Consider the following 26,862-nt stretch of genomic DNA (forward strand, 5'->3'; position numbering starts at 1 on the left):
AGTAAACAAGACAATAAAAAAGCAGGGTGAACCTGCTTTTTTTTATGCTTGAAATTTAACTATTCAACTTATGCTGCGACTTTGGGTAAAGCACGTTTTGCAGCAGGAGAGTTGTCTAGATAGGCAATCGCATCTTCGGTTTTTGCTTCATGTACAGGGTCATACCACGGCATTAAATAGCCCAATTGTTGTGAAACCAACCACAGTGGATGCGGTAAAACACGATTGTCTTTTTGCGCAATACGCGCCCACTCACGCCAAATCCAAGGTTTATACACCGCAGGTTGGATTGAAGCATAACGTGGGTCTTGGCTCATGATATGCGCTGCACCATCCACCCATAAACCCAGCACGGCTGCAATCACAATCACACTTTGATAATAACGTGAAATATAACCACCACCTAAATGACGGTATAAATCAAAAGCCACAGTACGGTGTTCAATTTCTTCTGCGCCGTGCCATTTGACTAAATCCAGCATATTGGCATCGGCACCGAGTTCGCCCCATTTTTTATTGTAAAGGGCATATTTACCCAGCACGCAGGTCATGTGTTCAACCGTTGCCACAATGCCTAAACGGAACAAATCCCATTGATGATCTAAAGCTTTTGGCACCTTTAGCCCCAGTGGTTGATCTGCGAGTAATTTGCCAAACAGGAAATCCATAATTTTTAGGTTACGTTCGATATCAATGTTACGAACGGTCAAATATTCTTTATTGGCAGAGTTGTGTGCTTGCGCATGCATGGCTTCTTGACGGATAAAGGCTTTAACGTCTTCAGCGAGTTTTTCATCGGTGATTTGCGGCAGGACTTTGTTGTATAAGCGACAAAACCAAAATTCGCCAGCCGGCAAAATATTATTAATTTCATTGATAAAATAACTGGCAAAGGGTTGTTCTGGAATCCAGTCCACCGGGGTTTGTTGCCATTCAAATTTAACTTTACGCGGTTTAATGTGATATTGAATAGATGATCCAAGCTTACTATTTCTTAATTTATCGAGTAACTTCATCACACTTTCCTAAATTATTGTTGTGATCTTCAACATTCAGTATAAAAAAATGTCCCCAATTGTTATTAGCAATTGGGGACATTCGTTTATCAATTTGTGTAGTTTTTTGTTAGACAAATCAAGTCAGCATCAAGGATTAGCCTTTATCTTGGTTAGGCTCGCTTTCAACATCAACATCAACATCAACATCAACATCAACATCAACATCAACCTCCTCAGCCGAAGCTTCAGGAATTTCTGACATGTCGAAGCCTTGTGGGAACTCAAGGGTGTAGTTCAAACGACCCGCCATCACGCTCGCCAATTCCTCTAAACCTTGTCGATTGAGGGATGAGAACGTTTGAATCGAGAAATTCAACTTCATTTTACGTAAGGTTTGTTGAACCTCTTGCAACACTTTCGACGCAGGACCACGGTTCAATTTGTCAGACTTGGTCAGTAATACATGCACGAACAGTTTGCGTGAATAGGCCCATTCCAACATCATCACGTCAAAGTGTTGAAGTGGATGACGAATGTCCATGAGTAACACCAAGCCTTGTAAGCTTTTACGGTGAATCAGGTAATTTTCTAATTCTTTTTGCCACACTAATTTCATGGCTTCAGGCACGGCAGCATAGCCATAACCCGGCAAATCGACCAAGCGTTGGTTGGGATTGCCCAAGCTAAAGAAGTTGATCATTTGGGTACGACCCGGACGTTTAGACGCACGAGCCAACTGTTTTTGATTGGTCAAGGCATTGATTGCACTTGATTTACCTGCATTTGAACGTCCTGCAAATGCCACTTCATACCCAGTATCTTCAACACAGATACTCAGTTTTGGCGCACTCATCAAGAATTCAGCTTTACGCAACCAGTTGAGTGCTGAAACCGCATATTCCGTAATCGCTGGATCAGCTTTCTTTTCATAGCTAATCTTTTGTTTCGGCGCGTTTGATGTCTTCGTATTCTTAGACTTTCCACTACTGCGATGCATAACTCAACTTCAATAAAATGATCAACAATCGGCATTATAAAGGAAGTCGGACCTGCGTGCGAATCTATGCGTCTGTTTCATGCGAATCGAAAACGTATTGGATGCTTATTGACCATAAAAAATAGAACACTGCGTTTGCATTTTAATTGTTTAGTTTGACTTATGAATAATTATAATAGCGTAGAGTATATGCTAGTTTTCTTTTAGATTTTCAAAACACTCATCAATTTCAACCTGATGAATTTATCCCTTTTTTTAAAGAAATAATTCCCGAATTTTAACTTTAGAATTCAAAGTCTTGTATCTGTATGGCTGCTATTGATTGGAGATTGGTAGTTGTTGTATGAGCAGAGGTAAATTATGGAATCTGTACAACAAGATAGACCAAGGCAATCGTCTATCTGGGTCAAGCTATTGGCCATTGCCTTTATTTTATTTGCACTACCTCTGATTGGTGGTGGTGCATATCTGATCAGCCTCGGTGGCTCTTGGTACTATGCGATTGCAGGTCTTGCCCTGATTGTTTCGGGAATTCAGCTCTTCCGCAATAAAATGTCAGGGGCATGGATCTTTGCGATTTTCTTTGTATTGACCTTGCTGTGGACGATTTGGGAAAGTGGCTCACGTTTTTGGGGTTGGGTGCCCCGTACTGCGGTCTTTGCAGTATTTGCATTAGTTCTTGCATTGTTATTACCTAAAATTGAACGTGGTGCAAGTCGTAAGGTGTCATTGGGAATCAGTGGCTTTTTGGTGCTGTGCTTTGTTGTTGCAGGTATTTGTGCATTTAGCCCACAATTCTCATTCAAATCTGATGCTGCATTTCCAACCCAGCCTTTAACTACAGATGCACGTGTGAATGATCCAACGCAAGCGGATTCAGACTGGAAATACTATGGTCGTGATGCCAACGCCACACGTTTTTCACCTCTAAAGCAAATTAATGCTGAAAACGTATCGAAACTAGAACGAGCTTGGGTCTATCGCACCGGGGATTTACCGCCTGCGGATAAATCCAATAAATGGGCAGCGGAACATACTCCGATTAAAGTCGGCAATGGCTTGTATGTGTGTAGTGCGACCAACAATATCAGCCGTATTAATCCCACCACAGGTAAAGAAATTTGGAAGTTTAAATCAGGTGTAGCGTATAAGAGCATTCCTTATACTGCGGCATGTCGTGGTTTGACTTATTACGAATCTAAAGTGATTCCATCGGGTCAAGCCTGTCACAGCCGTATCGTGGTGGGTACTTTAGATATGCGCTTATTGGCTGTCGATACTGAAACAGGTCAAGCCTGTGAAGGTTTCGGTGAGCATGGTCAAGTGAACTTGCTCAAAGGTATGGGTTATACCGTACCTAGCTTTGTGGCGATCACTGCACCCGTCAGCATCGTGAAAGATACGATTGTCACCAGTCAGGAAGTCAAAGATAACCAACGCCGTTGGGCACCATCTGGTGTAACGCGTGGTTATGACGCTGAAACCGGTGCGTTCAAATGGGCTTGGGATGTGAATCGTCCAGGTCAAAAAGGTGAACCAAAACAAGGTGAAGAATATAGCCGAGGTACACCAAACTCATGGACGGCATCAGTCGGTGATGAACAACTGGGTCTAATCTATATCCCGATGGGGAACTCAGCAGCCGATCATTTTAGTGCCAGCCGTACCGATGCTGAAAATGCTGTGGCATCATCTGTGGTGGCTTTAGATGCAAAAACCGGTGATGTACGTTGGGTGTTCCAAACCGTGCATAAAGATGTCTGGGATATGGACTTAGGTTCACAACCAACCTTGATGGACTATCCTGATGTTTCAGGTAAAGCCGTTCCTGCGATGTTGATTCCAACCAAAATGGGTGAAACTTTTATTATCAACCGTGTTACCGGTAAACCACTGTCTAAAGTGGAAGAAAAACCAGTACCACAAGGTGACTTAAAAGACGATCAACGCTCACCAACACAACCATTCTCTGTGGATATGCCACGACTCGGTTTCCCAGATTTAACAGAGAAACAAATGTGGGGCTTATCACCACTGGATCAATTGGTTTGTCGTATTAAGTTCAAACAAGCGAACTATAACGGGATCTTTACCCCGCCAAGTATTTCTAAGCCGTGGATCATGTATCCAGGGAACAATGGTGGGAGTGATTGGGGTAGTTATGCCTATGATGGCAACTCAGGTGTCATGATTGCCAATTGGAACAACACCCCAATGTATGCACAGCTTTTAACCCGTGAAAACGTGGAAAAAGACGGAGTGTATTCTTTAGATAGTCCGAAGTTTGATCCAAAAATCTTAAGTACCAAACGTCCGATGGATGAAACGCCGTATGGCTTAAATATCAGTCCATTCTATAGCCCAACCAAAATGCTGTGTAGCGAACCACCGTACGGGATGATTTCAGCGATTGATTTGCATACCAAGAAAGTGCTTTGGCAACATCCATTGGGTACGGCGGAACGTAATGGTCCATTGAATCTAAAAACCTATTTGCCGATTCAAATTGGTTTACCAAACAATGGTGGTCCGATTGTGACAGCAGGTGGCGTGGCCTTTGTTGCAGCAACCACAGATAACAAAATCCGTGCGATTGATGTCAAAACTGGTAAAGAGCTTTGGCATGATGTCTTGCCTGCCGGTGGTCAAGCAACACCAATGACCTACTCTCAAAATGGTGAGCAATATCTTGTGATTATGGCGGGTGGTCACCACTTTATGAAAACCCCAGTGGGTGATTATTTAGTGGCGTATAAATTACCGAAATAAAATTTTGAATGAATCAAAACGAACCATCTCAGTCTAGGCTGGGGTGGTTTTTTTATGAGAAAAATAAATTGAAGTAAAGAATAGAAAATTAAAGATTGAGTAAATCGATCAGGAGCTGATTTTCAGATTCAGTATTTTTTTTAAGTTGAATATTGGAAAGCTTTAATACATCGCGCAAGGTGTATTGATCCAAACTTTGATAAAACTGTTGTACCGCTTGATGCAGTAAACCTTTTAAACCGCAATTTGAGCGCAGTACACAGGGTGGCGTATTGCACTCCACGATGTTTTGATCACCTTCTAAAATCCGCAGCACCTGTCCGACTTTAGCATCTAAGGCTTTGGGATTTAAACGAATGCCACCGCCTTTACCGCGTGTGGTCATCAGCCATTCTTGCTTCGCCATAAAATGCACAATCTTCACCAAATGATTTTGTGACACATGCAATTGTTCTGAAATTTCAGCAATGGTGTAGGGTTGTTCTCGCGGTTGCGAAACCAACATCAGCACACGTAATGCGTAATCAGAAAATTTATTGAGTTGCATTGAGTCTTTGGAATTGTCATTGAATGGAAGATTGGGGAATTAAACTTAGTCTGAAAGTGATGCAATTCAAACTTTCAGACTAAGCATTGATCAGATCGAAATCAGATCAACGATTTAATGGTGCGGATAATTTCACAACATCGCCGACATTATAGTGGCTTAACAAAATATTTGCGACCGAGAACTCAGTGCCATTTTCTTCAGCACGCACTTCGAAGCTGTAACTTTGTGCAGAATTGCTTGGAATCAAGGTAAATTGTTGTGCTTGTTCTAAGTCTTGAGCAGGCACTTTAACTTTTACAGACACATATTGACCTGCTTCAGCTTGAGCCACATCTTGACCATCTTGCGTAGTCACAGTAAAGCGTTTAGCTGTTTCAGTGTTTTCAATAGCACTGATTTTAAACTCACGCCAACCTGCCCAACCGCCATTTTGCGCAGCCAAGTTTTCATATTTCTGTTTTTCAACGCCAATTAAAATATCCGCCAATTGGAAATACGCTGCTTTCCAAGCTGCAATCAATTCTGCATCCATAGGAACATCTAAAACTTCACTGATTGAATGCAGTAAGTTTTCACCCACAATCGCATATTGTTCAGGGCGAATATCCAAACTGACATGTTTGGTGGTGATGTGTTCAATCGCTTTTGCCAGCACGCTCGGGTTTTCAATGTGTTCTGCATAAGCCAAGACGGCTGCAGCTAAAGCACGTGGCTGACGACCTGTACTCTGATGGTCTAGGTTGAATACGTTGTTTAATTCAGGGTGATTGTTTAGCATGCGTTGATAAAAATAAGTCGTTAACGCAACACCGTTTTCACGTAGGACAGGGACGGTGCTTTTTACAAGTTCGATATGTTGTGGAGTCATGGCTGGAAAATTCTAGCGAGATAAAAGATGTATTTAAAATATATCTTTAAATTTAAATTTACAATACAGTCTAGCTAGAAAACCCTAAAAAAATTATGGGATATAAAAATATCCCATCATGTATCTTGAAATGATCTGAAAATTAAATGCCTTAAGGGGTGACTCTATTGATATACAGCACATTATTTTTTGCCAAACAAAGAGCCAAGTAAGCCACGTACAATCTTTTGTCCTGTTGATCCGCCCAAGCTTCGTGCAGCACTTTTGGCAAAGGTACCCACTGTGTCTTGAATTAATTTCTCACGCTGTTTAGCCGCACGTTCTGCTTTTTTTTGTTGTTCACGAGCGAGGCGTTCTTGTTCTTTGGCTTGTTGCTTGGCAAAGCTTTCTTGCTGTTTAGCATACTGCTTCGAGAATGCGTCCGCTTGCGCCTGCTGTTGGCTTTGTTGAACCTTATTTTGCAACATTTCAAACGCACTTTCGCGATCTACTGCTTGTTCATACACTCCTGCAAGCACACTTTGACTCATGAGTACTTTACGTTCATCAAAGCTAATCGGACTAAAGGACGAGTAGGGTGGCATGATCCATGCGCGTTCCACTATCTGTGGAATGCCTTGTTCATCTAGGCAACTGATCAGCGCTTCACCTACACCGAGTTCAGTAATCGCTTGATCGACTTTAAATTCAGGGTTGGCGCGAAAGGTATCTGCTGCTGTCTTTACTGCTTTTTGATCTTTAGGCGTAAATGCACGTAAGGCATGTTGCACACGATTACCTAATTGACCCAATACGCTTTCAGGCAAGTCCAACGGATTTTGCGTCACGAAATAAATCCCAACCCCTTTGGAACGAATCAAACGCACCACTTGCTCAATTTTTTCTTGCAGGGCACTACTTGCATTGTCAAACAATAAATGCGCTTCATCGAAGAAGAACACCAATTTAGGTTTATCCAGATCGCCAACTTCAGGCAATTGTTCAAACAACTCAGACAACATCCACAGTAAGAATGTTGCATAGAGTTTGGGGGTATTCATTAGTTTGTCGGCAGCCAGTAGATTGATATTGCCTCGACCTTGGCTATCGGTTTGAATGAAATCTAAAATATTCAGTGCAGGCTCACCAAAGAATTGATCCCCGCCTTGATCCGCCAAAGCCAATAAGTTGCGTTGAATTGCGCCTAAACTTGCAGGGGAAAGATTGCCATACTCAGCCTTGTAATCCGCTGCATGTTCACTGACATGAGTAAGCATGGCTTTTAAATCTTTAAAATCGATCAGCAATAACCCTTGATCATCGGCAATACGAAATACCGCTGAAAGCACACCTTCTTGGGTCTCATTTAAATTCAGCATACGTGCTAAAAGCAGGGGGCCGATTTCAGACACGGTTGTACGAATCGGATGCCCTTGCTGACCCAATAAATCCCAAAACACCACGGGTGATGCTGCAAAAGGGACAGAGTCGATATTTAAACTTTTTATACGCTCTTCAAATTTGGGATTGGATTCACCTGCCTTAGCCAGACTAGATACATCACCTTTAGCGTCGGCAAGGAATACAGGTACACCAATGCGAGAAAAATTCTCAGCCAAAACTTTTAGGGTCACGGTTTTCCCTGTGCCTGTCGCGCCGGCAATTAAGCCATGCCGATTGGCAAATTGAGCGTGTAGTACCACATCTTGTTGAGTATTGGTGGTTTTCTTGGCAATGACAATTGGTGTACCCATAGTTATTCCTATTCTTGTGTTGTTTGTTATGTTATTGCTATTCGTTTTTATGCTGATGCAGTTGTTTTAGTGCATGTTGTATATCTTGAATTAAATCTTGTGGATGTTCTAGTCCTATACAAAAACGCACCAGTAAACCCTGTTGTAAATGTGTGTTTTCAAGTTGGCGCATGTCTTTGAGATTATACAGCATCACTAAACTCACAGGCCCACCCCAACTAAAGCCGAGTTTAAACAATCGTAGTGCATCGCAGAAATAGCGAATGTCATGCATGGTGTATTCGGGTTTAAAAATAACGCTGACCAGACCTGCACTTTGTTCGGTGGTGCAAACTGACTTCCAATACTTATAACCTGCCGACTCAGGATCAGCAGGGTGGAGCACTTGGCTAAATTCCGTTTGTGTTTTTAGCCAATCTTTAATCTGTAGCGCACTTTGCGATTGGTTTTGATAGCGTATTTGCATGGAAGCCAAACTGCGCTGTACCTGAGCGACATCATCACCGGAAACACAGATGCCTTGTAAGGCATGCATACGAAACAATTGCTGATGTAGTTTTTTGTCACGGGTCACCACAGAGCCCATGAGTATATCGCCACCCCCACTTGGGTATTTGGTCAGCGCATGCACGGTCACATCCACACTCAAATGTGCCTCATTCAAATCAAAGGCATTAAAGGCCAAACCTGCACCCCAAGTATTATCGAGTGCTGTCAATATGTCATGTGCTTGGGCTTTTTCAATCAAGCCAATTAAATCGGGAAATTCTAAAGTGACAGAACCTGCCGCCTCTAACCAAATGAGTTTGGCTTTGCTTGTCGGTTGGAAGCTGTTGACATCAATTGGATTATAAACTTTAACGTCAATGCCATAACGCACTTCTAAATTGCGCAGATGCTCCATGTTTGGCTCATAGATATTGTCTGAGACCCAAACTTCATCGCCATGGCTTAAAAAACAGGAATTGACCAAATTAATGGCAGATAACCCACTTGGTGCAAGCAGACAATATTGACCGCCTTCAATCTGTGCAATGTTGTCGCCAAGGGTAAAGGTAGTGGGGGTGCCATGGGTACCATAACTATAATCATAATCATCTGACCAATGGCGATTAAACAAAGCATCAGTGTTGTTAAAAATAATGGTCGAAGCACGAAAAATAGGAGGTTGAATACTGTCTATGTATTGTGGGGCTTTGCGAGGAGCATGGACTAAAGCGGTTTGTGGATGATTTTTCACAACAGAAACTCTGCACCGTAATGGACATTTATAGAACTTAGCAAAACATAAAGTGCAGTCGAAACAAAGCAATCATTTGTTTAAAAATATAATAATAAAATCAGATTGGCTTCATTTTTGCAGGTATAGCGTCTATATAAGAATGATAGGACATAACTCTAATGAAACATTTGAAAGTTCACTATTTTCAGCATATTGCAGGCGAAGGGTTCGGAAGTTGTGGTACATATTTAAAATCCATGGGAGCACAATTGAGTGCAACCGAATTCTTTGCATTGCCCTTAGATCGATCATTGGAGATTGAGGCATTACCTAATATTGAAGACGTGGATCTGCTCATTATCATGGGGGGTACCATGAGTGTGAATGATGAAGCAAATTTTCCTTGGCTAAAAATGGAGAAACGATGGTTGCGCCGTTACTTGGCGACAGGAAAGCCTGCAATTGGATTGTGTTTAGGTGGGCAAATGATAGCCACTGCCTTGGGTGCAAATGTTAGTCGTAATCCTGAGCAAGAACTCGGATGGACCACGGTTTACAAAACACCAAGTGTGCAAAAAGATTGTTTTCAACTCCCAGATGAATTGGAAGTAATGCAATGGCATAGTGAAACCTTTGAAATACCAAAGGGTGCGGTCAGGCTTGCGGAAAATGCCGTCTGCATGAATCAAATGTATCAGATTGGCAAAAATGTTCTAGGTTTTCAGTTTCATCCAGAAATTACCCCTGAAGTATTGCGCTTGTTTATAGACAATGAAGAGCATGATCAGGTCTTTCAAGGTCCCTATGTTCAGTCCTTTAATACGCTGAAAAAAAGCAAGTCAGAACAATTTAACGCAAGTAACCAATTGCTTAATCGTGCAATTGATTATGTCTTGCAATCACAGAAGAGGAGTCAAAGTTTGTCACAATTAAAAATAGAAAAAGAATGCTAAATGTAGAATAAATGCCATAAATAGGTTTGCTTAACAGTTAAACAATCGTTATAATGGGCGACCCTTTAATTGGGAGGGTGTTAGCGGCGAATAAAGTCGTTAACTATCGTTACAGTCGTGGCATCGATCATGACCTTAGTGATAATTATTCACTGCCTTTGACACTTGCCTTGTTTTTTCAAATAGGGGGAGATGCGTCATGGGTGATTCTTTATATATTTGGCTTGGAGTTTACTGGTATGTCTAACCAGAGAATCCGTATCCGTTTGAAGTCTTTTGATCACCGTCTAATTGATCAATCTTCTCAAGAGATCGTAGAAACAGCAAAACGTACTGGCGCACAAGTTTGTGGTCCTATTCCGATGCCTACTCGCATCGAACGTTTTAACGTTCTAACTTCACCGCACGTTAACAAAGACGCGCGTGACCAGTACGAAATCCGTACTTATAAACGTTTGATCGACATCGTTCAACCTACAGATAAAACTGTAGATGCATTGATGAAGTTGGATCTTGCTGCTGGTGTTGATGTTCAGATCGCATTGGGTTAAGACTTTCGGTTAATTAACACTCTGAGTTAATTAAGCCGCTTTTTTAGAGGTTTATGCACATGGCTATTGGTTTAGTCGGTCGCAAGTGCGGTATGACCCGTATCTTTACAGATGCTGGTGTTTCTGTGCCTGTTACAGTGATTGAGGTTGATCCAAACCGCATCACTCAAATCAAAACGCTTGAAACTGATGGTTATCAAGCGATTCAAATCACTACTGGTGAACGTCGCGAATCTCGCGTAACTAACCCACTCAAAGGCCATTTCGCGAAAGCGGGTGTTGCTGCTGGTCGTTTAGTTCAAGAATTCCGCGCTACAGAAGCTGATCTTGAAGGTCGTGAAGTTGGTGGTACGATCGGTGTTGATTTATTCACCGTTGGTCAAATCGTTGACGTAACTGGCCAGTCTAAAGGTAAAGGTTTCCAAGGTGGTGTTAAACGTTGGAACTTCCGTACTCAAGACGCTACTCATGGTAACTCTTTGTCTCACCGTGTTGTAGGTTCTACAGGTCAAAACCAGACTCCTGGTCGCGTATTCAAAGGCAAAAAAATGCCTGGTCACTTAGGTGCGGATCGCGTAACTACACAGGGTCTTGAAATCGTTGCTATCGACACAGAGCGTTCAGTTCTTGTTGTTAAAGGTGCGGTTCCTGGTGCTACCGGTGGTGACGTTACTGTACGTCCTACGATCAAGGCCTGAGGGGAAATATTGTGAATTTAAATACTGTTTCCGGCTCTGCTGTTGAATTGTCTGAAGTTGCTTTCGGACGTGAGTTTAACGAAGCTCTTGTACACCAAGTTGTTACAGCTTACTTAGCTGGTGGTCGTCAAGGTTCTAAAGCTCAAAAATCTCGTGGCGAAGTATCTGGCGGTGGTAAAAAACCATTCCGTCAAAAAGGTACTGGTCGTGCGCGTGCTGGTTCTATTCGTAGCCCAATCTGGGTTGGCGGCGGTAAAACTTTTGCTGCTCGTCCACAAGACTGGTCTCAAAAAGTTAACCGTAAAATGTACCGCGGTGCTATGCAATGCATCCTAGCTGAACTTGTTCGTCAAGATCGTCTAGTTTTAGTTGAAGAGTTTGCTGTTGCAGCTCCAAAAACTAAAGAATTGCTTGCTAAACTTAACGACTTAAACGCGACTCGTGCGTTGATCGTTACTGATGCTGTTGATGAGAACTTGTATCTTGCTGCGCGCAACATTCCACATGTAGATGTGGTTGATGCTGCTGCAATTGATCCGGTTAGCTTGATTGCGTTTGACAAAGTTGTTATGTCTGTAGCTGCTGCTAAGAAAATTGAGGTAGAACTCGGATGAACAACGAACGTATCTATCAAGTCCTACAAGGACCTGTATTCTCAGAAAAAGCACAAGTTTTAGGCGAAACTGCTGGTGTTCAAGTGTTTAAAGTTGCTATCAATGCAAACAAACTTGAAATCAAAAAAGCAGTTGAGCAATTATTTGGTGTTCAAGTTGTTAAAGTTAACACTACGATCACTAAAGGTAAGACTAAACGCTTTGGTAAAACTATCGGACGTCGTTCTGATGTTAAAAAAGCATACGTCACCCTGAAAGCTGGCCAAGATGTTGAAATGGCTGACTTGGGCGATACCGCTGAAAGCACAGCGGAATAAGGACGAGAATTATGCCTATTCAAAAATGTAAGCCAACGTCTCCAGGACGTCGCTTTGTAGAGAAAGTCGTTCACGACCATCTTCACAAAGGTGCACCATACGCTCCATTAGTTGAAGCTAAAAAGCGTACTGGCGGCCGTAATAACAACGGTCACATCACGACTCGTCACGTTGGTGGCGGTCACAAGCAGCATTACCGTCTAGTTGACTTTAAACGTAACAAAGATGGTATTCCTGCAACTGTAGAGCGTATCGAATACGATCCTAACCGTACTGCACACATTGCACTTGTATTGTATGCTGATGGTGAACGTCGTTATATCATTGCGCCTAAAGGCCTTCGCGCTGGTGATAAAGTACAATCTGGTAACGATGCTCCAATTCGTCCAGGTAACTGCTTGCCACTTCGCAACATGCCTATCGGTTCTACTCTTCACAACATCGAACTTAAAATCGGTAAAGGCGCGCAATTAGCTCGTTCTGCTGGTACTTCAGTTCAATTGTTGGGTCGTGACGGTTCTTACGCTATCGTTCGTCTACGTTCAGGCGAGATGCGTAAAATTCACGTTGAATGCCGTGCAGTTCTTGGTGAAGTTTCTAACCAAGAAAGCAACCTTCGTTCACTAGGTAAAGCTGGTGCATCACGCTGGCGTGGTGTTCGTCCTACCGTTCGTGGTATGGCGATGAACCCAGTTGACCATCCACACGGTGGTGGTGAAGGGCGTAACAAAGGTATTCAACCTGTAAGCCCATGGGGTCAAAAAGCTAAAGGGTACAAAACACGTACCAATAAGCGTACGACTAAGATGATCATTCGCGACCGTCGCGTTAAGTAACAAGTAAAGGAATCTGACAATGCCTCGTTCTCTGAAAAAAGGCCCATTCGTCGATGCGCACTTGTTCGCTAAGGTTGAAGCGGCTATCGCGGCTAATAACCGTAAGCCGATCAAAACTTGGTCGCGTCGTTCGATGATCCTCCCGGATTTTGTTGGTTTAACAATTTCTGTTCATAATGGCCGTAACCACGTTCCAGTGATTGTATCTGAACACATGGTTGGTCATAAACTCGGTGAATTCGCGCCAACTCGTACCTATCGTGGTCACGGTGTTGACAAGAAGTCTAAACGTTAAGGTGCTATGATGGAAGTTACTGCTAAATTACGCGGTGCCGCTATCTCGGCACAAAAAGTTCGTTTGGTTGCAGACCTAATCCGCGGCAAATCTGTTGCGCATGCTTTAAACGTATTGACATTCAGCAACAAAAAAGCTGCTGCAATCGTTAAAAAAGCTTTGGAATCTGCAATTGCTAACGCTGAACACAATAACAGTTTAGATGTAGACGACCTTAAAGTTTCTACGATCTACGTTGACGAAGGCACTAGCCTTAAACGTATTTTGCCACGTGCTAAAGGCCGTGCGGATCGTATTACTAAGCGTACTTGTCACATCACCGTTAAGGTAGGGGTTTGATATGGGTCAGAAGGTTCATCCAATCGGTATCCGCCTAGGTGTTGTGAAACGTCATAACGCTAACTGGTACGCGAGTCCGAAACAATATGCTGAATATTTGCTTAAAGATCTTCAAGTTCGTGAGTTTTTGAACAAAAAACTTAAAAACGCGATGGTGAGCAATATTCTTATCGAACGTCCTACAGGCGCTGCTAAAGTTACTATTAGCACTGCTCGTCCTGGTATCGTTATCGGTAAAAAAGGCGAAGACATTGAGAAATTACAACGCGAATTAACATCTATTATGGGTGTTCCTGCGCAAGTAAGCATCAACGAAATCGACCGCCCAGATTTAGACGCTCGTCTAGTTGCTGAAGCAATCGCTTCTCAATTGGAAAAACGTGTGATGTTCCGTCGTGCTATGAAGCGTGCGGTTCAGAACTCTATGCGTTCTGGTGCTAAAGGTATTAAAGTTGAAGTTTCTGGTCGTTTAGGTGGTGCTGAGATTGCACGTACTGAATGGTATCGTGAAGGTCGTGTACCTCTACATACTCTTCGTGCTGACATCGATTACTCATCTGTTCGCGCTGAAACTACATACGGTACGATTGGTGTTAAAGTTTGGGTATTCCGTGGCGAGATCTTAGGTGGCATGAAACAAGTCATGAACCCTGCTCCTGCTGAAGAACGTCCAGCTAAACGCGGTCGTGGTCGTGGTGAAGGTCAGGAGCGTCGTGGTCGTCGCAATGATCGTTCTGCTGAAAAAGGAGAATAATCCATGTTACAACCTAAACGTACTAAATTCCGCAAAGTGCAAAAAGGCCGTAACACTGGTTTAGCACACCGCGGTAGCACTGTATCTTTTGGTACAATCGCACTTAAATCAATTGAACGTGGTCAAATGACTGCGCGTCAAATTGAAGCTGCGCGTCGTACAATTAGCCGTCGTATTAAACGTGGTGGTAAAATCTTTATCCGTGTTTTCCCTGACAAACCAATTACTGCTAAACCATTAGAAGTTCGTATGGGTAAAGGTAAAGGTTCGGTGGAATACTGGGTTTGCCAAATCAAACCAGGTAAAGTCTTGTACGAAATTGATGGTGTAAACGAAGAATTAGCGCGTGAAGCATTTGTACTTGCTGCTGCTAAGCTTCCGTTTAAAACCGCTATCGTGACTCGGACGGTAATGTAATGAAAACTAAAGATCTACGTGAAAAATCGGTAGAAGAATTGACAACTTTGCTTGATGAGCAACAGTTAAACCAATTCCGTCTTCGTATGGCTAAAGCAACTGGTCAATTGGGTAAATCGCACGAAGTTGCGCTTACTCGTAAGACAATCGCTCGTATCAAGACCCTCCTTACCGAAAAACAGGGGAACGCACAATGAGTGAGCAAACAGTTCGCACGTTAACAGGTAAAGTAGTAAGCGACAAGATGGACAAGTCTATCGTTGTGCTTATCGAACGCCGCGTTCAACACCCGTTGTATGGCAAATCAATCCGCCGTTCAACAAAATTACACGCTCATGATGAGAACAACACTGCTAAAACTGGCGATGTTGTAACTATCAAAGAAAGCCGCCCAATTTCTAAAACTAAGTCTTGGACTTTAGTTTCAGTTGTTGAAGCTGCTGCTGAGTAATAAACGTTCTTGTTGCATCATCGGTTGATTTCGAGTACTCTTTGAGCCTTTCGAAATTTCGACCGGTGTTGCTCGGTTTTGGAGTAGGGCAATGATTCAAACCGAAAGTATGCTCGACGTAGCAGACAACAGTGGTGCTCGCCGCGTACAATGTATCAAAGTACTAGGTGGTTCACATCGTCGTTATGCTTCTGTTGGCGACATTATTAAAGTTACTGTAAAAGAAGCTATTCCGCGTGGCCGTGTTAAAAAAGGCGACGTAATGAATGCTGTAGTTGTACGTACAAAATTCGGCATCCGTCGTCCAGACGGTTCTGTGATTCGTTTCGACGATAACGCAGCTGTTATTTTGAACAACAACAAAGCGCCGATTGCAACTCGTATTTTCGGACCAGTGACTCGTGAACTTCGTACTGAACAGTTCATGAAAATCATTTCATTGGCTCCTGAAGTTCTATAATAGAGGCAATCATGGCTAAGATTAAAAAAGGCGATCAAGTAATTGTGATCGCAGGTAAAGAAAAAGGCAAACAGGGTACTGTTCTGTCTGTTTCTAACGACCGTGTTAAGGTTGAAGGCCTTAACTTGGTTAAGAAGCATCAAAAGCCGAATCGTGCAACAGGTGCTGAAGGCGCTATCGTTACACAAGAAGCTACGCTTCATATCTCTAACGTGGCAATTTTTAATGCTACAACCCAAAAGGCTGACCGTGTTGGTTACCAAGTAGTTGAAGGCGTGAAAACTCGCGTATTCAAATCTAATGGTGAATCAGTGGCGGTAGCGAAGTAATAGGTTGATATAGGCCATGGCCAGACTTAAAACACGTTATAACGACGAACTTAAAGCTCAGTTGCAAGAAACTTTGGGCGTTAAGAATGTGATGGAAATTCCACGCATCACAAAAATTACCATCAACATGGGTGTTGGTGCTGCATCAGCTGACAAGAAATTGTTAGATGGCGCTCTTGCGGACATGCAAGCAATTGCTGGTCAAAAACCAGTTCTTACTTTAGCTCGCAAATCTATCGCTGGTTTCAAAATCCGTGATGGTTGGCCGATTGGTTGTAAAGTTACTTTACGCGGCGAACGCATGTACGAATTCTTAGACCGTTTGATCTCTATCGCGATCCCTCGTATTCGTGACTTCCGCGGTTTTTCTGCGAAATCATTCGACGGCCGTGGTAACTATTCAATGGGTTTAAAGGAACAAATCATGTTCCCTGAAATCGACTTTGATAAGATTGATCGTATTCGTGGTATGGACATTACCGTTACTACGACTGCTCGCACCGATGACGAAGGCCGTGCGCTTATGCGTGCATTCGGCTTCCCGTTTAAATAAGAGGTCGATATGGCTAAGAAAGGTATGATTAATCGCGAATTGAAACGCGAAGCTACTGTTGCTAAATACGCTGCAAAACGCGCTGAATTAAAAGCGATTATTGCAAACGTAAATGCAACAGACGAAGAACGTTTCGAAGCGATGATGAAATTTCAAGCATTACCACGTAATGCGTCTCCAGTACGTCTTCGTAACCGTTGTGGTTTAACTGGTCGTCCTCATGGTTACTTCCGTAAGTTCGGTCTAAGCCGTAACAAATTACGTGAAACAGTAATGCAAGGTGATGTACCGGGCGTTGTTAAGGCAAGCTGGTAAGGAGCGACTAGATGAGTATGCAAGATACCGTTGCCGACATGTTAACACGTGTTCGTAACGCACAAATGGCTAAGAAACAAACTGTTTCTATGCCTAACTCTAAGTTGAAGGTTGCTATTGCAAACGTTCTTCAACAAGAAGGTTATATCTCAGAAGTAGCGGTTGCTGAAAACGATGGCAAACCTACTTTAACGATTACTTTAAAATATTTCGAAGGCAAACCAGTTATCGAAACTGTGAAGCGTGTAAGCCGTCCAGGTCTACGCCAATATCGCGGTAAAGATGCACTTCCAAGCGTTAAGCAAGGTTTAGGTATTGCAATTGTTTCTACAAGCAAAGGCATCATGACTGATCGCGCAGCACGTTCTGCTGGTATCGGTGGTGAAGTTATTGCTTTCGTATCTTAATAGGTGATTCCTCATGTCTCGTGTGGCTAAAGCCCCAGTAACTGTACCTAACGGTGTAACAGTTACTCAGAACGGCCGGCAGGTCGAAGTGAAAGGCAGCAAAGGTACTTTGTCTTTCAACCTGCATGCGCTGGTCGAGCTTAAACAGGAAGAAGGCCAGTTAAACCTTGCTCCAGTTAAAGAGTCGAAAGACGCTTGGATGCAAGCTGGTACTGCTCGCGCTGTTCTTAACAACCTTGTTAAAGGTGTTAACGAAGGTTTCGAACGTAAATTACAGTTAATCGGTGTTGGTTATAAAGCTGCGGTAAAAGGTAACGTTGTTAACCTTAACCTTGGTTTCTCACACCCGATTGATTATACGCTTCCTGAAGGTGTAACTGCTGAAACTCCAACAGCAACAGAAATCATCCTTAAGTCAGCTGACAAAGCTGCTTTAGGTCAGGTTGCTGCAGATATCCGTGGTTACCGTCCACCAGAGCCTTATAAAGGTAAAGGTGTTCGTTATTCTGATGAAGTTGTTCTTCGTAAAGAAGCTAAGAAGAAATAAGGCGCGAGGTTCTTATGAACGAAAAGAAACAAACCCGTTTGCGTCGTGCGAAAAGCACACGCTTGCACATCCGTGCATTGGGTGCGACTCGTTTGTGTGTAAACCGCACTCCGCGTCACATCTATGCTCAAGTTATTTCAGCAGATGGTGGCAAAGTATTAGCGCAAGCTTCTACTTTAGACGCTACTTTACGTGCTGGTACAACTGGTAACGTTGATGCTGCAACTAAAGTTGGTGCTTTAATCGCTGAACGTGCTAAAGCAGCTGGTGTAACTAAAGTTGCATTTGACCGTTCTGGTTTCAAATATCATGGTCGTATCAAAGCCTTGGCTGATGCTGCTCGTGAAAACGGCTTGGAGTTCTAATCATGGCTAAAGTTGAACAAAACGAAGGTCTTGTTGAAAAGCTGGTTGCCGTTGATCGTGTAGCCAAAGTTGTTAAGGGTGGTCGTATCTTCTCTTTCACAGCATTAACTGTTGTGGGTGATGGTAATGGTCGTGTAGGTTTTGGTCGTGGTAAAGCACGTGAAGTTCCAGCTGCTATTTCTAAAGCACTTGAAGCTGCTCGTCGCAACATGATCACTGTTGATCTTGCAGGTACTACTCTGCAACACCCTGTGAATGCTCGTCATGGTGCAAGCCGTGTTTACATGCAACCTGCTTCTGAAGGTACTGGCGTAATCGCTGGTGGCGCAATGCGTGCTGTTCTAGAAGCTGCTGGTGTACACAACGTACTTGCTAAATGTTATGGTTCTACTAACGCTGCTAACGTAGTAAACGCGACTTTTAAAGGTTTGCGTGATATGACTTCTCCTGAGAAAGTTGCTGCGAAACGTGGTTTATCAGTAGAACAAATTCAAGGGTAATCAATCATGAAAACGATTAAAGTTACCCAGACTAAATCTTCTGCGCACCGTTTGAAAAATCACAAACTGAGCTTGCAAGGTTTAGGTCTGCGTCGTATTGGTCATACAGTAGAAGTTCAAGACACACCTTCTAACCGTGGTATGATCAACCAAGTCTACTATATGGTTAGTGTAGAGGAATAAGCCATGACTCTGCGTTTAAATACAATTGCGCCTGCAGAAGGTGCTAAGCGTGATAACCTTCGTCTAGGCCGTGGTATCGGTTCTGGCGTAGGTAAGACTGGTGGCCGTGGTGTTAAAGGTCAGAACTCACGTAAGAGCGGTGGTACACGTCCAGGTTTTGAAGGTGGTCAAACTGCGTTATATCGTCGTTTACCTAAATTCGGTTTTACAAGCCAACAAGCTTTGAAAACTGCTGAAGTACGTTTGTCTGAACTTAACAAAGTTGAAGGCGATATCGTTTCTTTAGAAACTTTGAAAGCTGCTAACGTTGTCCGTAAAGATATGATTCGTGCGCGTATCGTTCTTTCTGGTGAAATCACTCGTGCATTCACTGTTCAAGGTGTTGCATTGACTAAAGGCGCTAAAGCTGCTGTTGAAGCTGCTGGCGGTAAAGTCGAGGAGTAATCGCGAGTGACTATGTCTCCTAGTTCTACAGGTCATGTCAACATGATGAAAGGTCAGCCTTTTCATGTGAAATACCGTGAAATCATTCAACGACTCATGTTTTTGGTTGGTGCATTGGTTGTCTTTCGACTAGGAGCGCATATTCCGCTGCCAGGTATTGATAATGTCGCTTTGGAACGTTTTTTCAATGCCAATGAGGGAACTTTCCTCGGCTTGTTTAATATGTTCTCGGGCGGGGCATTGGAACGAATGTCTATTCTGGCTTTGGGGATCATGCCATACATCTCTGCATCGATTATCGTGCAGTTGATGTCTACGGTGGTTCCTCAGCTGGAAGCATTAAAGAAAGAAGGCGAGCAGGGCAAACGTAAGATTAACCAATATACGCGCTACGGCACGTTATTTCTTGCATTGGTGCAAGGTATCGGGATGTGTGCAGGTCTGATCAGTCAAGGGATTACCTTTACTTCAGGTTTAGCATTCTACATTCCAGCGCTAACTTCGTTAGTGGCAGGTACCATGTTCCTGATGTGGTTGGGTGAACAAATTACCGAACGTGGTGTTGGTAATGGGATCTCAATGATCATCTTTGCAGGGATCGTGGCAGGTTTACCAAGTACAGTGATTCAGTCCTTTACCCTTGTGGAAAATGGTCAGTCGAGCTTAATTGGTATTGCGGTATTTGGTTTACTCTCTTTGGCTGTTTTGGCAGCTATTGTGTTTATTGAAAAGGCACAACGTCGAATTCCTGTAAACTATGCGCAAAAGCAGCAAGGCCGTCGAGTATTTACTGCACAGCAAACCCATTTGCCATTGAAAATTAACATGGCGGGTGTAATTCCAGCAATTTTCGCAAGTTCATTGTTGTTGTTCCCTGCAAGTTTAGGTCAATGGTTGGGGAGTTCTGATCCTGATGCGGGAATCATTAAGCGTACACTACAAGATTTGGCATTAGTTTTATCACCTGGACAACCTTTATATTTGGTACTGTTTGGTGCACTCATTATCTTCTTCTGTTATTTCTATACAGCGCTAGTATTTAGCCCTAAAGAAGTATCAGAAAATTTGAAGCGTAGTGGAGCATATGTGCCAGGTATTCGCCCAGGTGAGCAAACTGCTCGTTATTTAGATCATATTCTTAGTCGTTTGACATTTATTGGCGCGATTTATATTACAGTTGTATGTTTAATGCCGATGGTACTGCAAAGTTCATTTGGTATTCCGTTCCACCTTGGTGGTACATCACTGTTGATCGTGGTTGTTGTTGTGATGGACTTTATGGCTCAGCTTCAAGCTCATCTCACTTCACGTCAATATGACAATCAAACGCTAATGAGTAAAACGACTGCTCATCCGAAAGGATAAGCGCACTTAGAAGGTTTCATTATGAAAGTTCAAGCTTCTGTAAAGAAAATTTGTGGTAGCTGTAAAGTTATCCGTCGTAATGGGGTTATCCGCGTGATTTGTAGCGCTGAACCTCGTCATAAGCAGCGTCAAGGTTAATCTAATCAAGACCTGTTGATTTCAGTAGGCTAATTAGGTTATTATCCGCCCCTCAAGATTTTGTCGGGCGGTTGATTATATCTACTGCCTTTTTGGAGAAAGTGAATGGCTCGTATTGCCGGTGTAAACATTCCGGATAACAAGCATGCTGTTATCTCTCTTACGTATATCTTTGGTATCGGTCGTCACACTGCTAAGAATATCTTAGCTGCTGTTGGCATTGCACCAACTACTAAGATTCGCGAATTAGATGACGCTCAGCTTGATGCGATTCGTGCAGAAATTACTAAGGTTCCGACCGAAGGTGATTTACGTCGCGAAATTTCCATGAACATTAAACGTTTAATGGATTTAGGCTGCTACCGCGGTCTTCGTCATCGTCGCAGCTTGCCTGTCCGCGGACAACGCACCAAAACTAACGCACGTACCCGTAAAGGTCCGCGCAAACCGATTAAGAAATAAGATTTCTGGAAGCTAAAAGATGGCTAAAGATACACGCGCACGCAAGAAGGTCACTCGTACCGTCTCTGAAGGTGTTGCACACATTCACGCTTCTTTTAATAACACCATTGTGACTATTACCGATCGTCAAGGTAATGCACTGGCTTGGGCCACTTCAGGTGGACAAGGCTTCCGTGGATCACGTAAATCAACTCCGTTCGCTGCTCAGGTAGCTGCTGAAGTTGCTGGTAAAGCAGCTTTAGATTATGGTTTGAAAAACTTGGACGTCCTTGTTAAAGGTCCTGGTCCAGGTCGTGAATCTGCGGTTCGTGCTTTAGGTGCAGTGGGTTATAAAATTAATAGCATTACCGATGTGACTCCAATTCCTCACAACGGTTGTCGTCCACCTAAAAAACGTCGCGTCTAAGGAGAATCATTCATGGCTCGTTATATTGGTCCAAAATGCAAACTCTCTCGCCGCGAAGGGACAGACCTGCAACTTAAATCAGGCGTTAAACCGTTTGATGTAAAAACTAAAAAACATGCTAAAGCACCTGGCCAACATGGCGGGGCTCGTGGCAGTAAACAATCTGAGTATTCACTACAATTACGTGAAAAACAAAAAGTACGTCGTATGTACGGTGTTTTAGAGCGTCAATTTAGTAACTACTATAAAGAAGCTGCTCGTGTTAAAGGCGCAACAGGTGAAAACTTGTTGAAATTGCTTGAAAGCCGTCTAGATAACGTTGTTTATCGCATGGGTTTTGGTTCTACACGTGCAGAAGCTCGTCAGCTTGTATCTCACCGTAGCATCACTTTGAATGGCCGTCGTGTAAACATTGCGTCTATCCAAGTAAAAGCGGGCGATGTGATTGCAGTACACGAAAGCTCTAAGCAACAATTACGTATTAAAAACGCAATTGAATTAGCTGCTCAACGTGGAACTCCTTCTTGGATGGAAATTGACCATTCTAAATTAGAAGGTACATTCAAATCTGCACCAGATCGTTCTGATTTACCTGCTGAAATCAACGAAAGCTTGATTGTTGAATTGTATTCTAAATAATCCTTGAGGTAGCAATAATGACGCGTACTGCAAACGAGTTTCTCACTCCGCAAGCGATCAAGGTCGAAGCGGCAAGCGGGACCTCGGCAAAAGTGATTCTAGAACCTTTAGAGCGTGGCTTTGGTCACACTCTAGGTAATGCTTTACGTCGCATTCTTCTTTCTTCTTTACCTGGCGCTGCTGTGGTTGAAGTTGAAATTGAAGGCGTCGAGCACGAGTACAGTACTTTAGAAGGCTTGCAGCAGGACATCGTCGAGCTCTTGCTGAACCTTAAAGGATTGTCTATTAAGCTGTTCGATCAAAATGAAGCATATTTGACATTAGAGAAACAAGGTGCTGGCGATGTAACAGCCGCTGACCTTCGTTTACCTCATAATGTTGAAGTGATCAACCCTGAACATTTGATCGGCACTTTAAGTGCATCTGGCTCATTAAAAATGCGCTTGAAAGTTGTTCAAGGCCGTGGTTATGAAACATCTGACTCACGCTTCCCTGAAGGCGAAACTCGCCCAGTGGGTCGTTTACAGTTAGATGCTTCTTATAGCCCGATCAAACGTGTGTCTTACACAGTGGAAAACGCTCGTGTAGAACAACGTACTGACTTGGACAAATTGATCATTGATCTTGAAACAAACGGTACTGTAGATCCAGAAGAAGCAATCCGCAAAGCGGCAACAATCTTGCAACAACAAATTGCAATTTTTGTTGATCTTCAGAAAGATCAAGCACCAGTTGCTCAAGAGCCTCGTGAAGAAGTTGATCCAATCTTGCTTCGTCCAGTAGATGATCTAGAGCTTACTGTTCGTTCTGCTAACTGTTTGAAAGCAGAAAATATTTACTACATTGGCGATCTTGTTCAACGTACTGAAGTTGAGTTGCTTAAAACTCCTAACTTAGGTAAAAAATCGTTGACTGAGATTAAAGATGTTCTGGCATCGAAAGGCTTGCAATTGGGCATGCGTTTAGAGAACTGGCCACCGGCTAGCCTCCGCATGGACGATCGCTTTGCTTATCGTAGTCGTTAATTAAGTAGGACTATCACCATGCGTCATCGTAATAGTGGTGTGAAATTAGGCCGTACAAGCAGTCATCGTAAAGCGATGTTCCAAAACATGGCTAATTCTTTGTTCGAACACGAGTTAATTAAAACTACTGTTCCTAAAGCAAAAGAATTACGTCGTGTTGCTGAGCCTTTAATCACTTTAGCTAAAGTCGATTCTGTAGCAAACCGTCGTTTAGCGTTTGCTCGTACTCGTTCAGCTGCAACTGTAGGTAAATTATTTACAGTTCTTGGCCCTCGTTACAAAGAACGTAACGGCGGCTATCTACGTGTTCTTAAAGCGGGCTTCCGTGCAGGTGATGCTGCACCGATGGCTTACGTTGAGCTAGTAGATCGCGAAGTTAAATAATTTCGCTTGAATAGCGTCAGTTATTCAAAAAAAAGACCGGTGTTTCACCGGTCTTTTTTTATGTCTGTTGTTAGACAATTTGAGAAAATGACCCGAATTGATATAAAAAAAACCGCATTATTTTAAAACTGACATTGTGTATTGTCAGAATTGTGCTTTAATAAAAATGTACTGATAAAAGGTTATAAAAAAAATGGAAAAGCAAGTTGATATTCTTATCGTAGGTGCAGGGATTTCAGGACTCGGAATGGCCGCACATCTCTCAAAAAATAATCCAGGACGTAAATTCGACATTATTGAACGTCGTGAAAGTTTTGGCGGAACTTGGGATTTATTTAAATATCCAGGGATTCGTTCAGACTCAGATATGTCGACCTTTGGTTTTAATTTTAAACCATGGCAAAAAGCCAATGTACTTGCAGATGGCGCTTCGATTAAAGGCTATTTGGGTGAAGTGGTTGAAGAGTATAAGCTCATTGATAAAATTCATTTTCAACACCGTGTCCTTTCTGCGAATTACGATTCATCGATCCAAAAATGGGTTGTAGAAATCGAAAATGATCAAAAAAAGAAAGAAACATGGATTGCAAACTTCGTACTCGGTTGTACCGGTTATTATAACTATGACCAAGGTTTTCAACCGGACTTCCCGAATCAAGATGCATTTAAAGGGCAAATTATTCACCCACAGCATTGGCCAGAAAATTTAGATTATGCTGGAAAAAAAGTGGTGATTATTGGTAGTGGTGCGACAGCGATCACGCTTGTGCCTGCAATGTCAAAAGGCGGGGCAGGACATGTCACCATGTTACAACGTTCACCGACCTATATTGCTTCTGTTCCATCTATAGATGTTGTTTATGACAAAATGCGTAAGTATTTGCCAGAAGATGTTGCATATAAATTAACCCGTGCACGTAATATTGGTGTGCAACGTGGGATTTATGCCTTGGCACAAAAACAGCCGAAATTGGTGAAAAAGTTGCTGTTGAAATCGATTGAATTACAGTTGAAAGGTAAAGTGGATATGAAACACTTTACACCGAACTATAATCCATGGGATCAGCGCCTGTGTGTTGTACCTGATGGAGACTTATTTAAAATTTTGCGTTCAGGTAAAGCAAGTGTAGAAACTGATCAGATTGAAAAATTAACAGAAACTGGTATTCAACTTAAATCGGGTAAGCATATTGAAGCCGATATTATCGTGTCTGCAACAGGTCTAGAAATTCAAATCTTAGGCGGAATTAAAGCCACCATTGATGGTAAGCCTATGGATACCTCGAAACACATGCTTTATAAGGGTGTGATGGTCAGTGATGTGCCTAATATGGCCATGATCATTGGTTATATTAATGCTTCTTGGACTCTAAAAGTTGATGTTGCCGCTGACTATATCTGTCGTTTGTTGAAATATATGGACAGTAAAGGCTTGTCTGAAGTGATTCCGCAAGGGGATCAAACCCAATTGATGGATGACACCGTGATGGGCAGTTTAAGCTCTGGTTATATTGCACGTGCTGCACATGTTATGCCGAAACAAGGTAAATCTGCCCCTTGGAAAGTCAGCAATAACTACTTAGCAGATCGTAAAGAACTCAAAAATGCATCTTTTGAAGATGGCGTACTTCAATTTAAAAAACGTGTTGAACAAGATCATCGTAAACCCAAACTGGTCTCTTAAATTAAGAGCTTAAATGATAAAAAGGAGCTTTAAGCTCCTTTTTATGTTCTTGGTTAAAACTTTTATAGAGATCGAGAAATTAATTCTTTCATGATTTCATTGGTACCGGCATAAATACGATTGGCACGGTTATCAATATAAGCACGGGCAATTGGGTATTCCAACATGAAGCCGTAACCGCCATGCAACTGTAGGCACTCGTCGACCACTTTAGAGAACATTTCTGAAATTTTGTATTTGGCAGCCGCTGCAGCATCAACCCCTAAGCTTCCTTCGAGTTGTAATTCCATGCAACGATCGAGATAAGTACGACAGAAGTCAATTTCAGTACGAAGCTCTGCCAATTTAAAACGAGTATTTTGGAAAGCACCAATAGGTTTACCAAAGGCTTTACGGTCTTTGGTGTATTGCACGGTATGTGCAAAAGCTGCCTCTGCACCAGCTTGGCAGATAATGGCAACCAACATGCGTTCCCAAGCGAGTTCTTTCATGAGCATGATAAAGCCCATGCCTTCCATGCCAATCAAGTTTTCTTTCGGTACACGGACGTTATCAAAGAACAATTCACAGGTGTCTTGTCCTTTCATGCCAATTTTATTCAGTGGTTTGCCTTTGGTGAAGCCGGCACGATCAGCTTCCACAATCAGTAAAGATAAATTGGCAGAGCCTTTGTCACTGTTGCCGGTTTTACACACCACAATCGCCATGTCACACAAGTAACCATTGGTGATAAAGATTTTAGACCCATTAATCACATAGTCATCGCCATCTAAAACCGCTGATGTACGTACTGCTTGTAAATCGGAACCTGTACCTGGTTCTGTCATGGCAATGGCAGTCACAACTTCACCTGATGCCATTTTAGGTAGCCATTTTTGTTTTTGTTCTTCATTGGCAAAGTTGTTGAGATAGTTCGCTACAATGTCTGAATGGAGTGAAAAACCAGTCGATGAATCCATAGCATAGGCTTGTTCTTCAATCAAAATCATGCTGTAAAGGCGGTCTACGCCATAGCCGCCATATTCTTCAGGCATAGTGGTACAGAGTAACCCCATTTCACCTGCTTTATTCCATAAATCACGGTCAACATGCTGTTGTGATTCGTATTTTTCAATATTTGGCACCACTTCTTTTTCATAAAACTTACGCACCGTGTCGCGAAAAGCCTCATGTTCGGCATTAAATAATTTACGTGGCAGCATGTTATCAAGCGGTCGGATTGCACCAGATTGCATTGTCGTTCTATCCCTATGTTTTATTAGAATACACAGACGTTAAGGCAACAGCGCATTTG

General features: G+C 42.7%; 37 protein-coding genes and 1 pseudogene. 31 read left to right on the plus strand and 7 right to left on the minus strand.

What is annotated here, in order from left to right; all coding sequences use genetic code 11:
• Positions 1-68: 68 nt before the first annotated feature.
• Positions 69-1,016 (minus strand): metal-dependent hydrolase, encoded by a 948-nt coding sequence (locus G8D99_RS01820; protein ID WP_166322088.1) that lies wholly within the window; start codon positions 1,014-1,016, stop codon positions 69-71.
• A gap of 136 nt (positions 1,017-1,152) precedes the next feature.
• Positions 1,153-1,995, minus strand: a complete 843-nt coding sequence (gene yihA / locus G8D99_RS01825; protein WP_166322090.1) for a ribosome biogenesis GTP-binding protein YihA/YsxC — start codon at positions 1,993-1,995, stop codon at positions 1,153-1,155.
• A gap of 360 nt (positions 1,996-2,355) precedes the next feature.
• Between yihA and G8D99_RS01830 the strand changes: the two genes are divergently transcribed.
• Positions 2,356-4,764: a membrane-bound PQQ-dependent dehydrogenase, glucose/quinate/shikimate family gene (locus G8D99_RS01830; RefSeq protein ID WP_166322092.1), complete on the plus strand. Its 2,409-nt coding sequence runs from the start codon at positions 2,356-2,358 to the stop codon at positions 4,762-4,764.
• An 88-nt stretch (positions 4,765-4,852) separates the two neighbouring features.
• Here the strand turns inward: G8D99_RS01830 and G8D99_RS01835 are convergent, their stop codons facing one another.
• The 4 genes from G8D99_RS01835 to G8D99_RS01850 form a co-directional block, all read right to left on the minus strand.
• The gene (locus G8D99_RS01835; protein ID WP_166322094.1) at positions 4,853-5,311 is read right to left on the minus strand and encodes an RrF2 family transcriptional regulator; all 459 of its coding nucleotides are present in this window, start codon (positions 5,309-5,311) and stop codon (positions 4,853-4,855) included.
• 106 nt (positions 5,312-5,417) lie between these two features.
• Positions 5,418-6,182, minus strand: a complete 765-nt coding sequence (locus tag G8D99_RS01840; RefSeq protein WP_166322096.1) for a globin domain-containing protein — start codon at positions 6,180-6,182, stop codon at positions 5,418-5,420.
• A gap of 182 nt (positions 6,183-6,364) precedes the next feature.
• A complete protein-coding gene (locus G8D99_RS01845) occupies positions 6,365-7,915 on the minus strand; it encodes a helicase HerA-like domain-containing protein (RefSeq protein WP_166322098.1) in 1,551 nt (516 codons plus the stop codon).
• Between the two features lie 37 nt (positions 7,916-7,952).
• Positions 7,953-9,155, minus strand: a complete 1,203-nt coding sequence (locus G8D99_RS01850; RefSeq protein WP_166322100.1) for a PLP-dependent transferase — start codon at positions 9,153-9,155, stop codon at positions 7,953-7,955.
• Between the two features lie 161 nt (positions 9,156-9,316).
• Here G8D99_RS01850 and G8D99_RS01855 point away from each other — a divergent pair, with 161 nt between their 5' ends.
• The 30 genes and pseudogenes from G8D99_RS01855 (at position 9,317) to G8D99_RS02000 (ending at position 25,568) form a co-directional block, all read left to right on the plus strand.
• Positions 9,317-10,090 (plus strand): type 1 glutamine amidotransferase, encoded by a 774-nt coding sequence (locus tag G8D99_RS01855; protein WP_166322102.1) that lies wholly within the window; start codon positions 9,317-9,319, stop codon positions 10,088-10,090.
• A 239-nt stretch (positions 10,091-10,329) separates the two neighbouring features.
• On the plus strand, positions 10,330-10,641 hold the full coding sequence (gene rpsJ, locus G8D99_RS01860; protein ID WP_004725677.1) for a 30S ribosomal protein S10: 312 nt from the start codon (positions 10,330-10,332) through the stop codon (positions 10,639-10,641).
• Between the two features lie 59 nt (positions 10,642-10,700).
• Positions 10,701-11,339, plus strand: a complete 639-nt coding sequence (rplC, locus tag G8D99_RS01865; protein WP_166322104.1) for a 50S ribosomal protein L3 — start codon at positions 10,701-10,703, stop codon at positions 11,337-11,339.
• An 11-nt stretch (positions 11,340-11,350) separates the two neighbouring features.
• The gene (gene rplD, locus G8D99_RS01870; RefSeq protein ID WP_166008618.1) at positions 11,351-11,953 is read left to right on the plus strand and encodes a 50S ribosomal protein L4; all 603 of its coding nucleotides are present in this window, start codon (positions 11,351-11,353) and stop codon (positions 11,951-11,953) included.
• Positions 11,950-12,270 (plus strand): 50S ribosomal protein L23, encoded by a 321-nt coding sequence (gene rplW / locus G8D99_RS01875; protein WP_166322106.1) that lies wholly within the window; start codon positions 11,950-11,952, stop codon positions 12,268-12,270. Before rplD ends, rplW begins: the two co-directional genes overlap by 4 nt.
• An 11-nt stretch (positions 12,271-12,281) precedes the next feature.
• Positions 12,282-13,106, plus strand: coding sequence for a 50S ribosomal protein L2 (gene rplB / locus G8D99_RS01880; protein WP_131291429.1), 825 nt, complete (start codon positions 12,282-12,284; stop codon positions 13,104-13,106).
• Between the two features lie 19 nt (positions 13,107-13,125).
• Positions 13,126-13,401 (plus strand): 30S ribosomal protein S19, encoded by a 276-nt coding sequence (gene rpsS / locus G8D99_RS01885; RefSeq protein WP_004281508.1) that lies wholly within the window; start codon positions 13,126-13,128, stop codon positions 13,399-13,401.
• Positions 13,402-13,410: 9 nt separating this feature from the next.
• Positions 13,411-13,740, plus strand: a complete 330-nt coding sequence (rplV, locus tag G8D99_RS01890) for a 50S ribosomal protein L22 (RefSeq protein WP_166327450.1) — start codon at positions 13,411-13,413, stop codon at positions 13,738-13,740.
• Position 13,741: 1 nt separating this feature from the next.
• Positions 13,742-14,558, plus strand: a pseudogene (gene rpsC / locus G8D99_RS01895) (30S ribosomal protein S3).
• The gene (rplP, locus tag G8D99_RS01900; protein WP_166322110.1) at positions 14,498-14,911 is read left to right on the plus strand and encodes a 50S ribosomal protein L16; all 414 of its coding nucleotides are present in this window, start codon (positions 14,498-14,500) and stop codon (positions 14,909-14,911) included. Before rpsC ends, rplP begins: the two are co-directional and overlap by 61 nt.
• Positions 14,911-15,108: a 50S ribosomal protein L29 gene (gene rpmC, locus G8D99_RS01905; protein WP_152874609.1), complete on the plus strand. Its 198-nt coding sequence runs from the start codon at positions 14,911-14,913 to the stop codon at positions 15,106-15,108. Before rplP ends, rpmC begins: the two co-directional genes overlap by 1 nt.
• On the plus strand, positions 15,105-15,362 hold the full coding sequence (gene rpsQ, locus G8D99_RS01910; protein WP_166322112.1) for a 30S ribosomal protein S17: 258 nt from the start codon (positions 15,105-15,107) through the stop codon (positions 15,360-15,362). Before rpmC ends, rpsQ begins: the two co-directional genes overlap by 4 nt.
• Positions 15,363-15,453: 91 nt before the next feature.
• Positions 15,454-15,822 carry a 50S ribosomal protein L14 gene (gene rplN / locus G8D99_RS01915; RefSeq protein ID WP_004725701.1) on the plus strand — a complete coding sequence of 123 codons (369 nt, stop codon included), beginning with the start codon at positions 15,454-15,456 and terminating at the stop codon, positions 15,820-15,822.
• Positions 15,823-15,833: 11 nt separating this feature from the next.
• Positions 15,834-16,151, plus strand: coding sequence for a 50S ribosomal protein L24 (rplX, locus tag G8D99_RS01920; protein ID WP_166322114.1), 318 nt, complete (start codon positions 15,834-15,836; stop codon positions 16,149-16,151).
• A gap of 16 nt (positions 16,152-16,167) precedes the next feature.
• Entirely contained in the window at positions 16,168-16,704 is a 537-nt protein-coding gene (rplE, locus tag G8D99_RS01925) for a 50S ribosomal protein L5 (protein WP_166322116.1), read from the plus strand.
• Between the two features lie 9 nt (positions 16,705-16,713).
• Entirely contained in the window at positions 16,714-17,019 is a 306-nt protein-coding gene (rpsN, locus tag G8D99_RS01930; protein WP_166322118.1) for a 30S ribosomal protein S14, read from the plus strand.
• A gap of 11 nt (positions 17,020-17,030) precedes the next feature.
• Positions 17,031-17,426 carry a 30S ribosomal protein S8 gene (gene rpsH / locus G8D99_RS01935; RefSeq protein WP_086188634.1) on the plus strand — a complete coding sequence of 132 codons (396 nt, stop codon included), beginning with the start codon at positions 17,031-17,033 and terminating at the stop codon, positions 17,424-17,426.
• A gap of 13 nt (positions 17,427-17,439) precedes the next feature.
• Entirely contained in the window at positions 17,440-17,973 is a 534-nt protein-coding gene (gene rplF / locus G8D99_RS01940; RefSeq protein WP_166322120.1) for a 50S ribosomal protein L6, read from the plus strand.
• Positions 17,974-17,987: 14 nt separating this feature from the next.
• The gene (gene rplR, locus G8D99_RS01945; protein WP_166322122.1) at positions 17,988-18,338 is read left to right on the plus strand and encodes a 50S ribosomal protein L18; all 351 of its coding nucleotides are present in this window, start codon (positions 17,988-17,990) and stop codon (positions 18,336-18,338) included.
• A 2-nt stretch (positions 18,339-18,340) separates the two neighbouring features.
• A complete protein-coding gene (rpsE, locus tag G8D99_RS01950; protein ID WP_004657688.1) occupies positions 18,341-18,838 on the plus strand; it encodes a 30S ribosomal protein S5 in 498 nt (165 codons plus the stop codon).
• A gap of 6 nt (positions 18,839-18,844) precedes the next feature.
• Positions 18,845-19,021, plus strand: coding sequence for a 50S ribosomal protein L30 (gene rpmD, locus G8D99_RS01955; RefSeq protein ID WP_004691302.1), 177 nt, complete (start codon positions 18,845-18,847; stop codon positions 19,019-19,021).
• Between the two features lie 3 nt (positions 19,022-19,024).
• A complete protein-coding gene (rplO, locus tag G8D99_RS01960; RefSeq protein ID WP_166322124.1) occupies positions 19,025-19,465 on the plus strand; it encodes a 50S ribosomal protein L15 in 441 nt (146 codons plus the stop codon).
• Positions 19,466-19,510: 45 nt separating this feature from the next.
• A complete protein-coding gene (gene secY / locus G8D99_RS01965; RefSeq protein WP_171522662.1) occupies positions 19,511-20,830 on the plus strand; it encodes a preprotein translocase subunit SecY in 1,320 nt (439 codons plus the stop codon).
• A gap of 21 nt (positions 20,831-20,851) precedes the next feature.
• Positions 20,852-20,968, plus strand: coding sequence for a 50S ribosomal protein L36 (rpmJ, locus tag G8D99_RS01970; RefSeq protein WP_000867907.1), 117 nt, complete (start codon positions 20,852-20,854; stop codon positions 20,966-20,968).
• A 105-nt stretch (positions 20,969-21,073) separates the two neighbouring features.
• Positions 21,074-21,430 (plus strand): 30S ribosomal protein S13, encoded by a 357-nt coding sequence (rpsM, locus tag G8D99_RS01975; protein ID WP_039619811.1) that lies wholly within the window; start codon positions 21,074-21,076, stop codon positions 21,428-21,430.
• Positions 21,431-21,449: 19 nt separating this feature from the next.
• Positions 21,450-21,836, plus strand: a complete 387-nt coding sequence (gene rpsK / locus G8D99_RS01980; RefSeq protein ID WP_004281491.1) for a 30S ribosomal protein S11 — start codon at positions 21,450-21,452, stop codon at positions 21,834-21,836.
• A gap of 12 nt (positions 21,837-21,848) precedes the next feature.
• Entirely contained in the window at positions 21,849-22,475 is a 627-nt protein-coding gene (gene rpsD / locus G8D99_RS01985) for a 30S ribosomal protein S4 (protein WP_166322126.1), read from the plus strand.
• Between the two features lie 17 nt (positions 22,476-22,492).
• A complete protein-coding gene (locus G8D99_RS01990) occupies positions 22,493-23,500 on the plus strand; it encodes a DNA-directed RNA polymerase subunit alpha (protein WP_166322128.1) in 1,008 nt (335 codons plus the stop codon).
• Between the two features lie 18 nt (positions 23,501-23,518).
• Complete coding sequence (gene rplQ / locus G8D99_RS01995) at positions 23,519-23,884, plus strand: 50S ribosomal protein L17 (protein ID WP_067726622.1); 366 nt, start codon at positions 23,519-23,521, stop codon at positions 23,882-23,884.
• Between the two features lie 193 nt (positions 23,885-24,077).
• Positions 24,078-25,568: a flavin-containing monooxygenase gene (locus tag G8D99_RS02000; protein ID WP_166322130.1), complete on the plus strand. Its 1,491-nt coding sequence runs from the start codon at positions 24,078-24,080 to the stop codon at positions 25,566-25,568.
• Between the two features lie 62 nt (positions 25,569-25,630).
• On the opposite strand, the gene G8D99_RS02005 is transcribed toward G8D99_RS02000, so the two are convergent.
• A complete protein-coding gene (locus G8D99_RS02005; RefSeq protein WP_166322132.1) occupies positions 25,631-26,803 on the minus strand; it encodes an acyl-CoA dehydrogenase family protein in 1,173 nt (390 codons plus the stop codon).
• Positions 26,804-26,862 lie beyond the last annotated feature (59 nt).

This window comes from Acinetobacter lanii (genome assembly GCF_011578285.1).
Taxonomy (GTDB): domain Bacteria; phylum Pseudomonadota; class Gammaproteobacteria; order Pseudomonadales; family Moraxellaceae; genus Acinetobacter; species Acinetobacter lanii.

Excerpts from the sequence above, each read along its gene's own strand:
- G8D99_RS01820 (WP_166322088.1), bottom strand. The coding sequence starts at position 1,016 with ATGAAGTTACTCGATAAATTAAGAAATAGTAAGCTTGGATCATCTATT.
- yihA (WP_166322090.1), bottom strand. The coding sequence starts at position 1,995 with ATGCATCGCAGTAGTGGAAAGTCTAAGAATACGAAGACATCAAACGCG.
- G8D99_RS01830 (WP_166322092.1), top strand. The coding sequence starts at position 2,356 with ATGGAATCTGTACAACAAGATAGACCAAGGCAATCGTCTATCTGGGTC.
- G8D99_RS01835 (WP_166322094.1), bottom strand. The coding sequence starts at position 5,311 with ATGCAACTCAATAAATTTTCTGATTACGCATTACGTGTGCTGATGTTG.
- G8D99_RS01840 (WP_166322096.1), bottom strand. The coding sequence starts at position 6,182 with ATGACTCCACAACATATCGAACTTGTAAAAAGCACCGTCCCTGTCCTA.
- G8D99_RS01845 (WP_166322098.1), bottom strand. The coding sequence starts at position 7,915 with ATGGGTACACCAATTGTCATTGCCAAGAAAACCACCAATACTCAACAA.
- G8D99_RS01855 (WP_166322102.1), top strand. The coding sequence starts at position 9,317 with ATGAAACATTTGAAAGTTCACTATTTTCAGCATATTGCAGGCGAAGGG.
- rpsJ (WP_004725677.1), top strand. The coding sequence starts at position 10,330 with ATGTCTAACCAGAGAATCCGTATCCGTTTGAAGTCTTTTGATCACCGT.
- rplC (WP_166322104.1), top strand. The coding sequence starts at position 10,701 with ATGGCTATTGGTTTAGTCGGTCGCAAGTGCGGTATGACCCGTATCTTT.
- rplW (WP_166322106.1), top strand. The coding sequence starts at position 11,950 with ATGAACAACGAACGTATCTATCAAGTCCTACAAGGACCTGTATTCTCA.
- rplB (WP_131291429.1), top strand. The coding sequence starts at position 12,282 with ATGCCTATTCAAAAATGTAAGCCAACGTCTCCAGGACGTCGCTTTGTA.
- rpsS (WP_004281508.1), top strand. The coding sequence starts at position 13,126 with ATGCCTCGTTCTCTGAAAAAAGGCCCATTCGTCGATGCGCACTTGTTC.
- rplV (WP_166327450.1), top strand. The coding sequence starts at position 13,411 with ATGGAAGTTACTGCTAAATTACGCGGTGCCGCTATCTCGGCACAAAAA.
- rplP (WP_166322110.1), top strand. The coding sequence starts at position 14,498 with ATGTTACAACCTAAACGTACTAAATTCCGCAAAGTGCAAAAAGGCCGT.
- rpmC (WP_152874609.1), top strand. The coding sequence starts at position 14,911 with ATGAAAACTAAAGATCTACGTGAAAAATCGGTAGAAGAATTGACAACT.
- rpsQ (WP_166322112.1), top strand. The coding sequence starts at position 15,105 with ATGAGTGAGCAAACAGTTCGCACGTTAACAGGTAAAGTAGTAAGCGAC.
- rplN (WP_004725701.1), top strand. The coding sequence starts at position 15,454 with ATGATTCAAACCGAAAGTATGCTCGACGTAGCAGACAACAGTGGTGCT.
- rplX (WP_166322114.1), top strand. The coding sequence starts at position 15,834 with ATGGCTAAGATTAAAAAAGGCGATCAAGTAATTGTGATCGCAGGTAAA.
- rplE (WP_166322116.1), top strand. The coding sequence starts at position 16,168 with ATGGCCAGACTTAAAACACGTTATAACGACGAACTTAAAGCTCAGTTG.
- rpsN (WP_166322118.1), top strand. The coding sequence starts at position 16,714 with ATGGCTAAGAAAGGTATGATTAATCGCGAATTGAAACGCGAAGCTACT.
- rpsH (WP_086188634.1), top strand. The coding sequence starts at position 17,031 with ATGAGTATGCAAGATACCGTTGCCGACATGTTAACACGTGTTCGTAAC.
- rplF (WP_166322120.1), top strand. The coding sequence starts at position 17,440 with ATGTCTCGTGTGGCTAAAGCCCCAGTAACTGTACCTAACGGTGTAACA.
- rplR (WP_166322122.1), top strand. The coding sequence starts at position 17,988 with ATGAACGAAAAGAAACAAACCCGTTTGCGTCGTGCGAAAAGCACACGC.
- rpsE (WP_004657688.1), top strand. The coding sequence starts at position 18,341 with ATGGCTAAAGTTGAACAAAACGAAGGTCTTGTTGAAAAGCTGGTTGCC.
- rpmD (WP_004691302.1), top strand. The coding sequence starts at position 18,845 with ATGAAAACGATTAAAGTTACCCAGACTAAATCTTCTGCGCACCGTTTG.
- rplO (WP_166322124.1), top strand. The coding sequence starts at position 19,025 with ATGACTCTGCGTTTAAATACAATTGCGCCTGCAGAAGGTGCTAAGCGT.
- secY (WP_171522662.1), top strand. The coding sequence starts at position 19,511 with ATGAAAGGTCAGCCTTTTCATGTGAAATACCGTGAAATCATTCAACGA.
- rpmJ (WP_000867907.1), top strand. The coding sequence starts at position 20,852 with ATGAAAGTTCAAGCTTCTGTAAAGAAAATTTGTGGTAGCTGTAAAGTT.
- rpsM (WP_039619811.1), top strand. The coding sequence starts at position 21,074 with ATGGCTCGTATTGCCGGTGTAAACATTCCGGATAACAAGCATGCTGTT.
- rpsK (WP_004281491.1), top strand. The coding sequence starts at position 21,450 with ATGGCTAAAGATACACGCGCACGCAAGAAGGTCACTCGTACCGTCTCT.
- rpsD (WP_166322126.1), top strand. The coding sequence starts at position 21,849 with ATGGCTCGTTATATTGGTCCAAAATGCAAACTCTCTCGCCGCGAAGGG.
- G8D99_RS01990 (WP_166322128.1), top strand. The coding sequence starts at position 22,493 with ATGACGCGTACTGCAAACGAGTTTCTCACTCCGCAAGCGATCAAGGTC.
- rplQ (WP_067726622.1), top strand. The coding sequence starts at position 23,519 with ATGCGTCATCGTAATAGTGGTGTGAAATTAGGCCGTACAAGCAGTCAT.
- G8D99_RS02000 (WP_166322130.1), top strand. The coding sequence starts at position 24,078 with ATGGAAAAGCAAGTTGATATTCTTATCGTAGGTGCAGGGATTTCAGGA.
- G8D99_RS02005 (WP_166322132.1), bottom strand. The coding sequence starts at position 26,803 with ATGCAATCTGGTGCAATCCGACCGCTTGATAACATGCTGCCACGTAAA.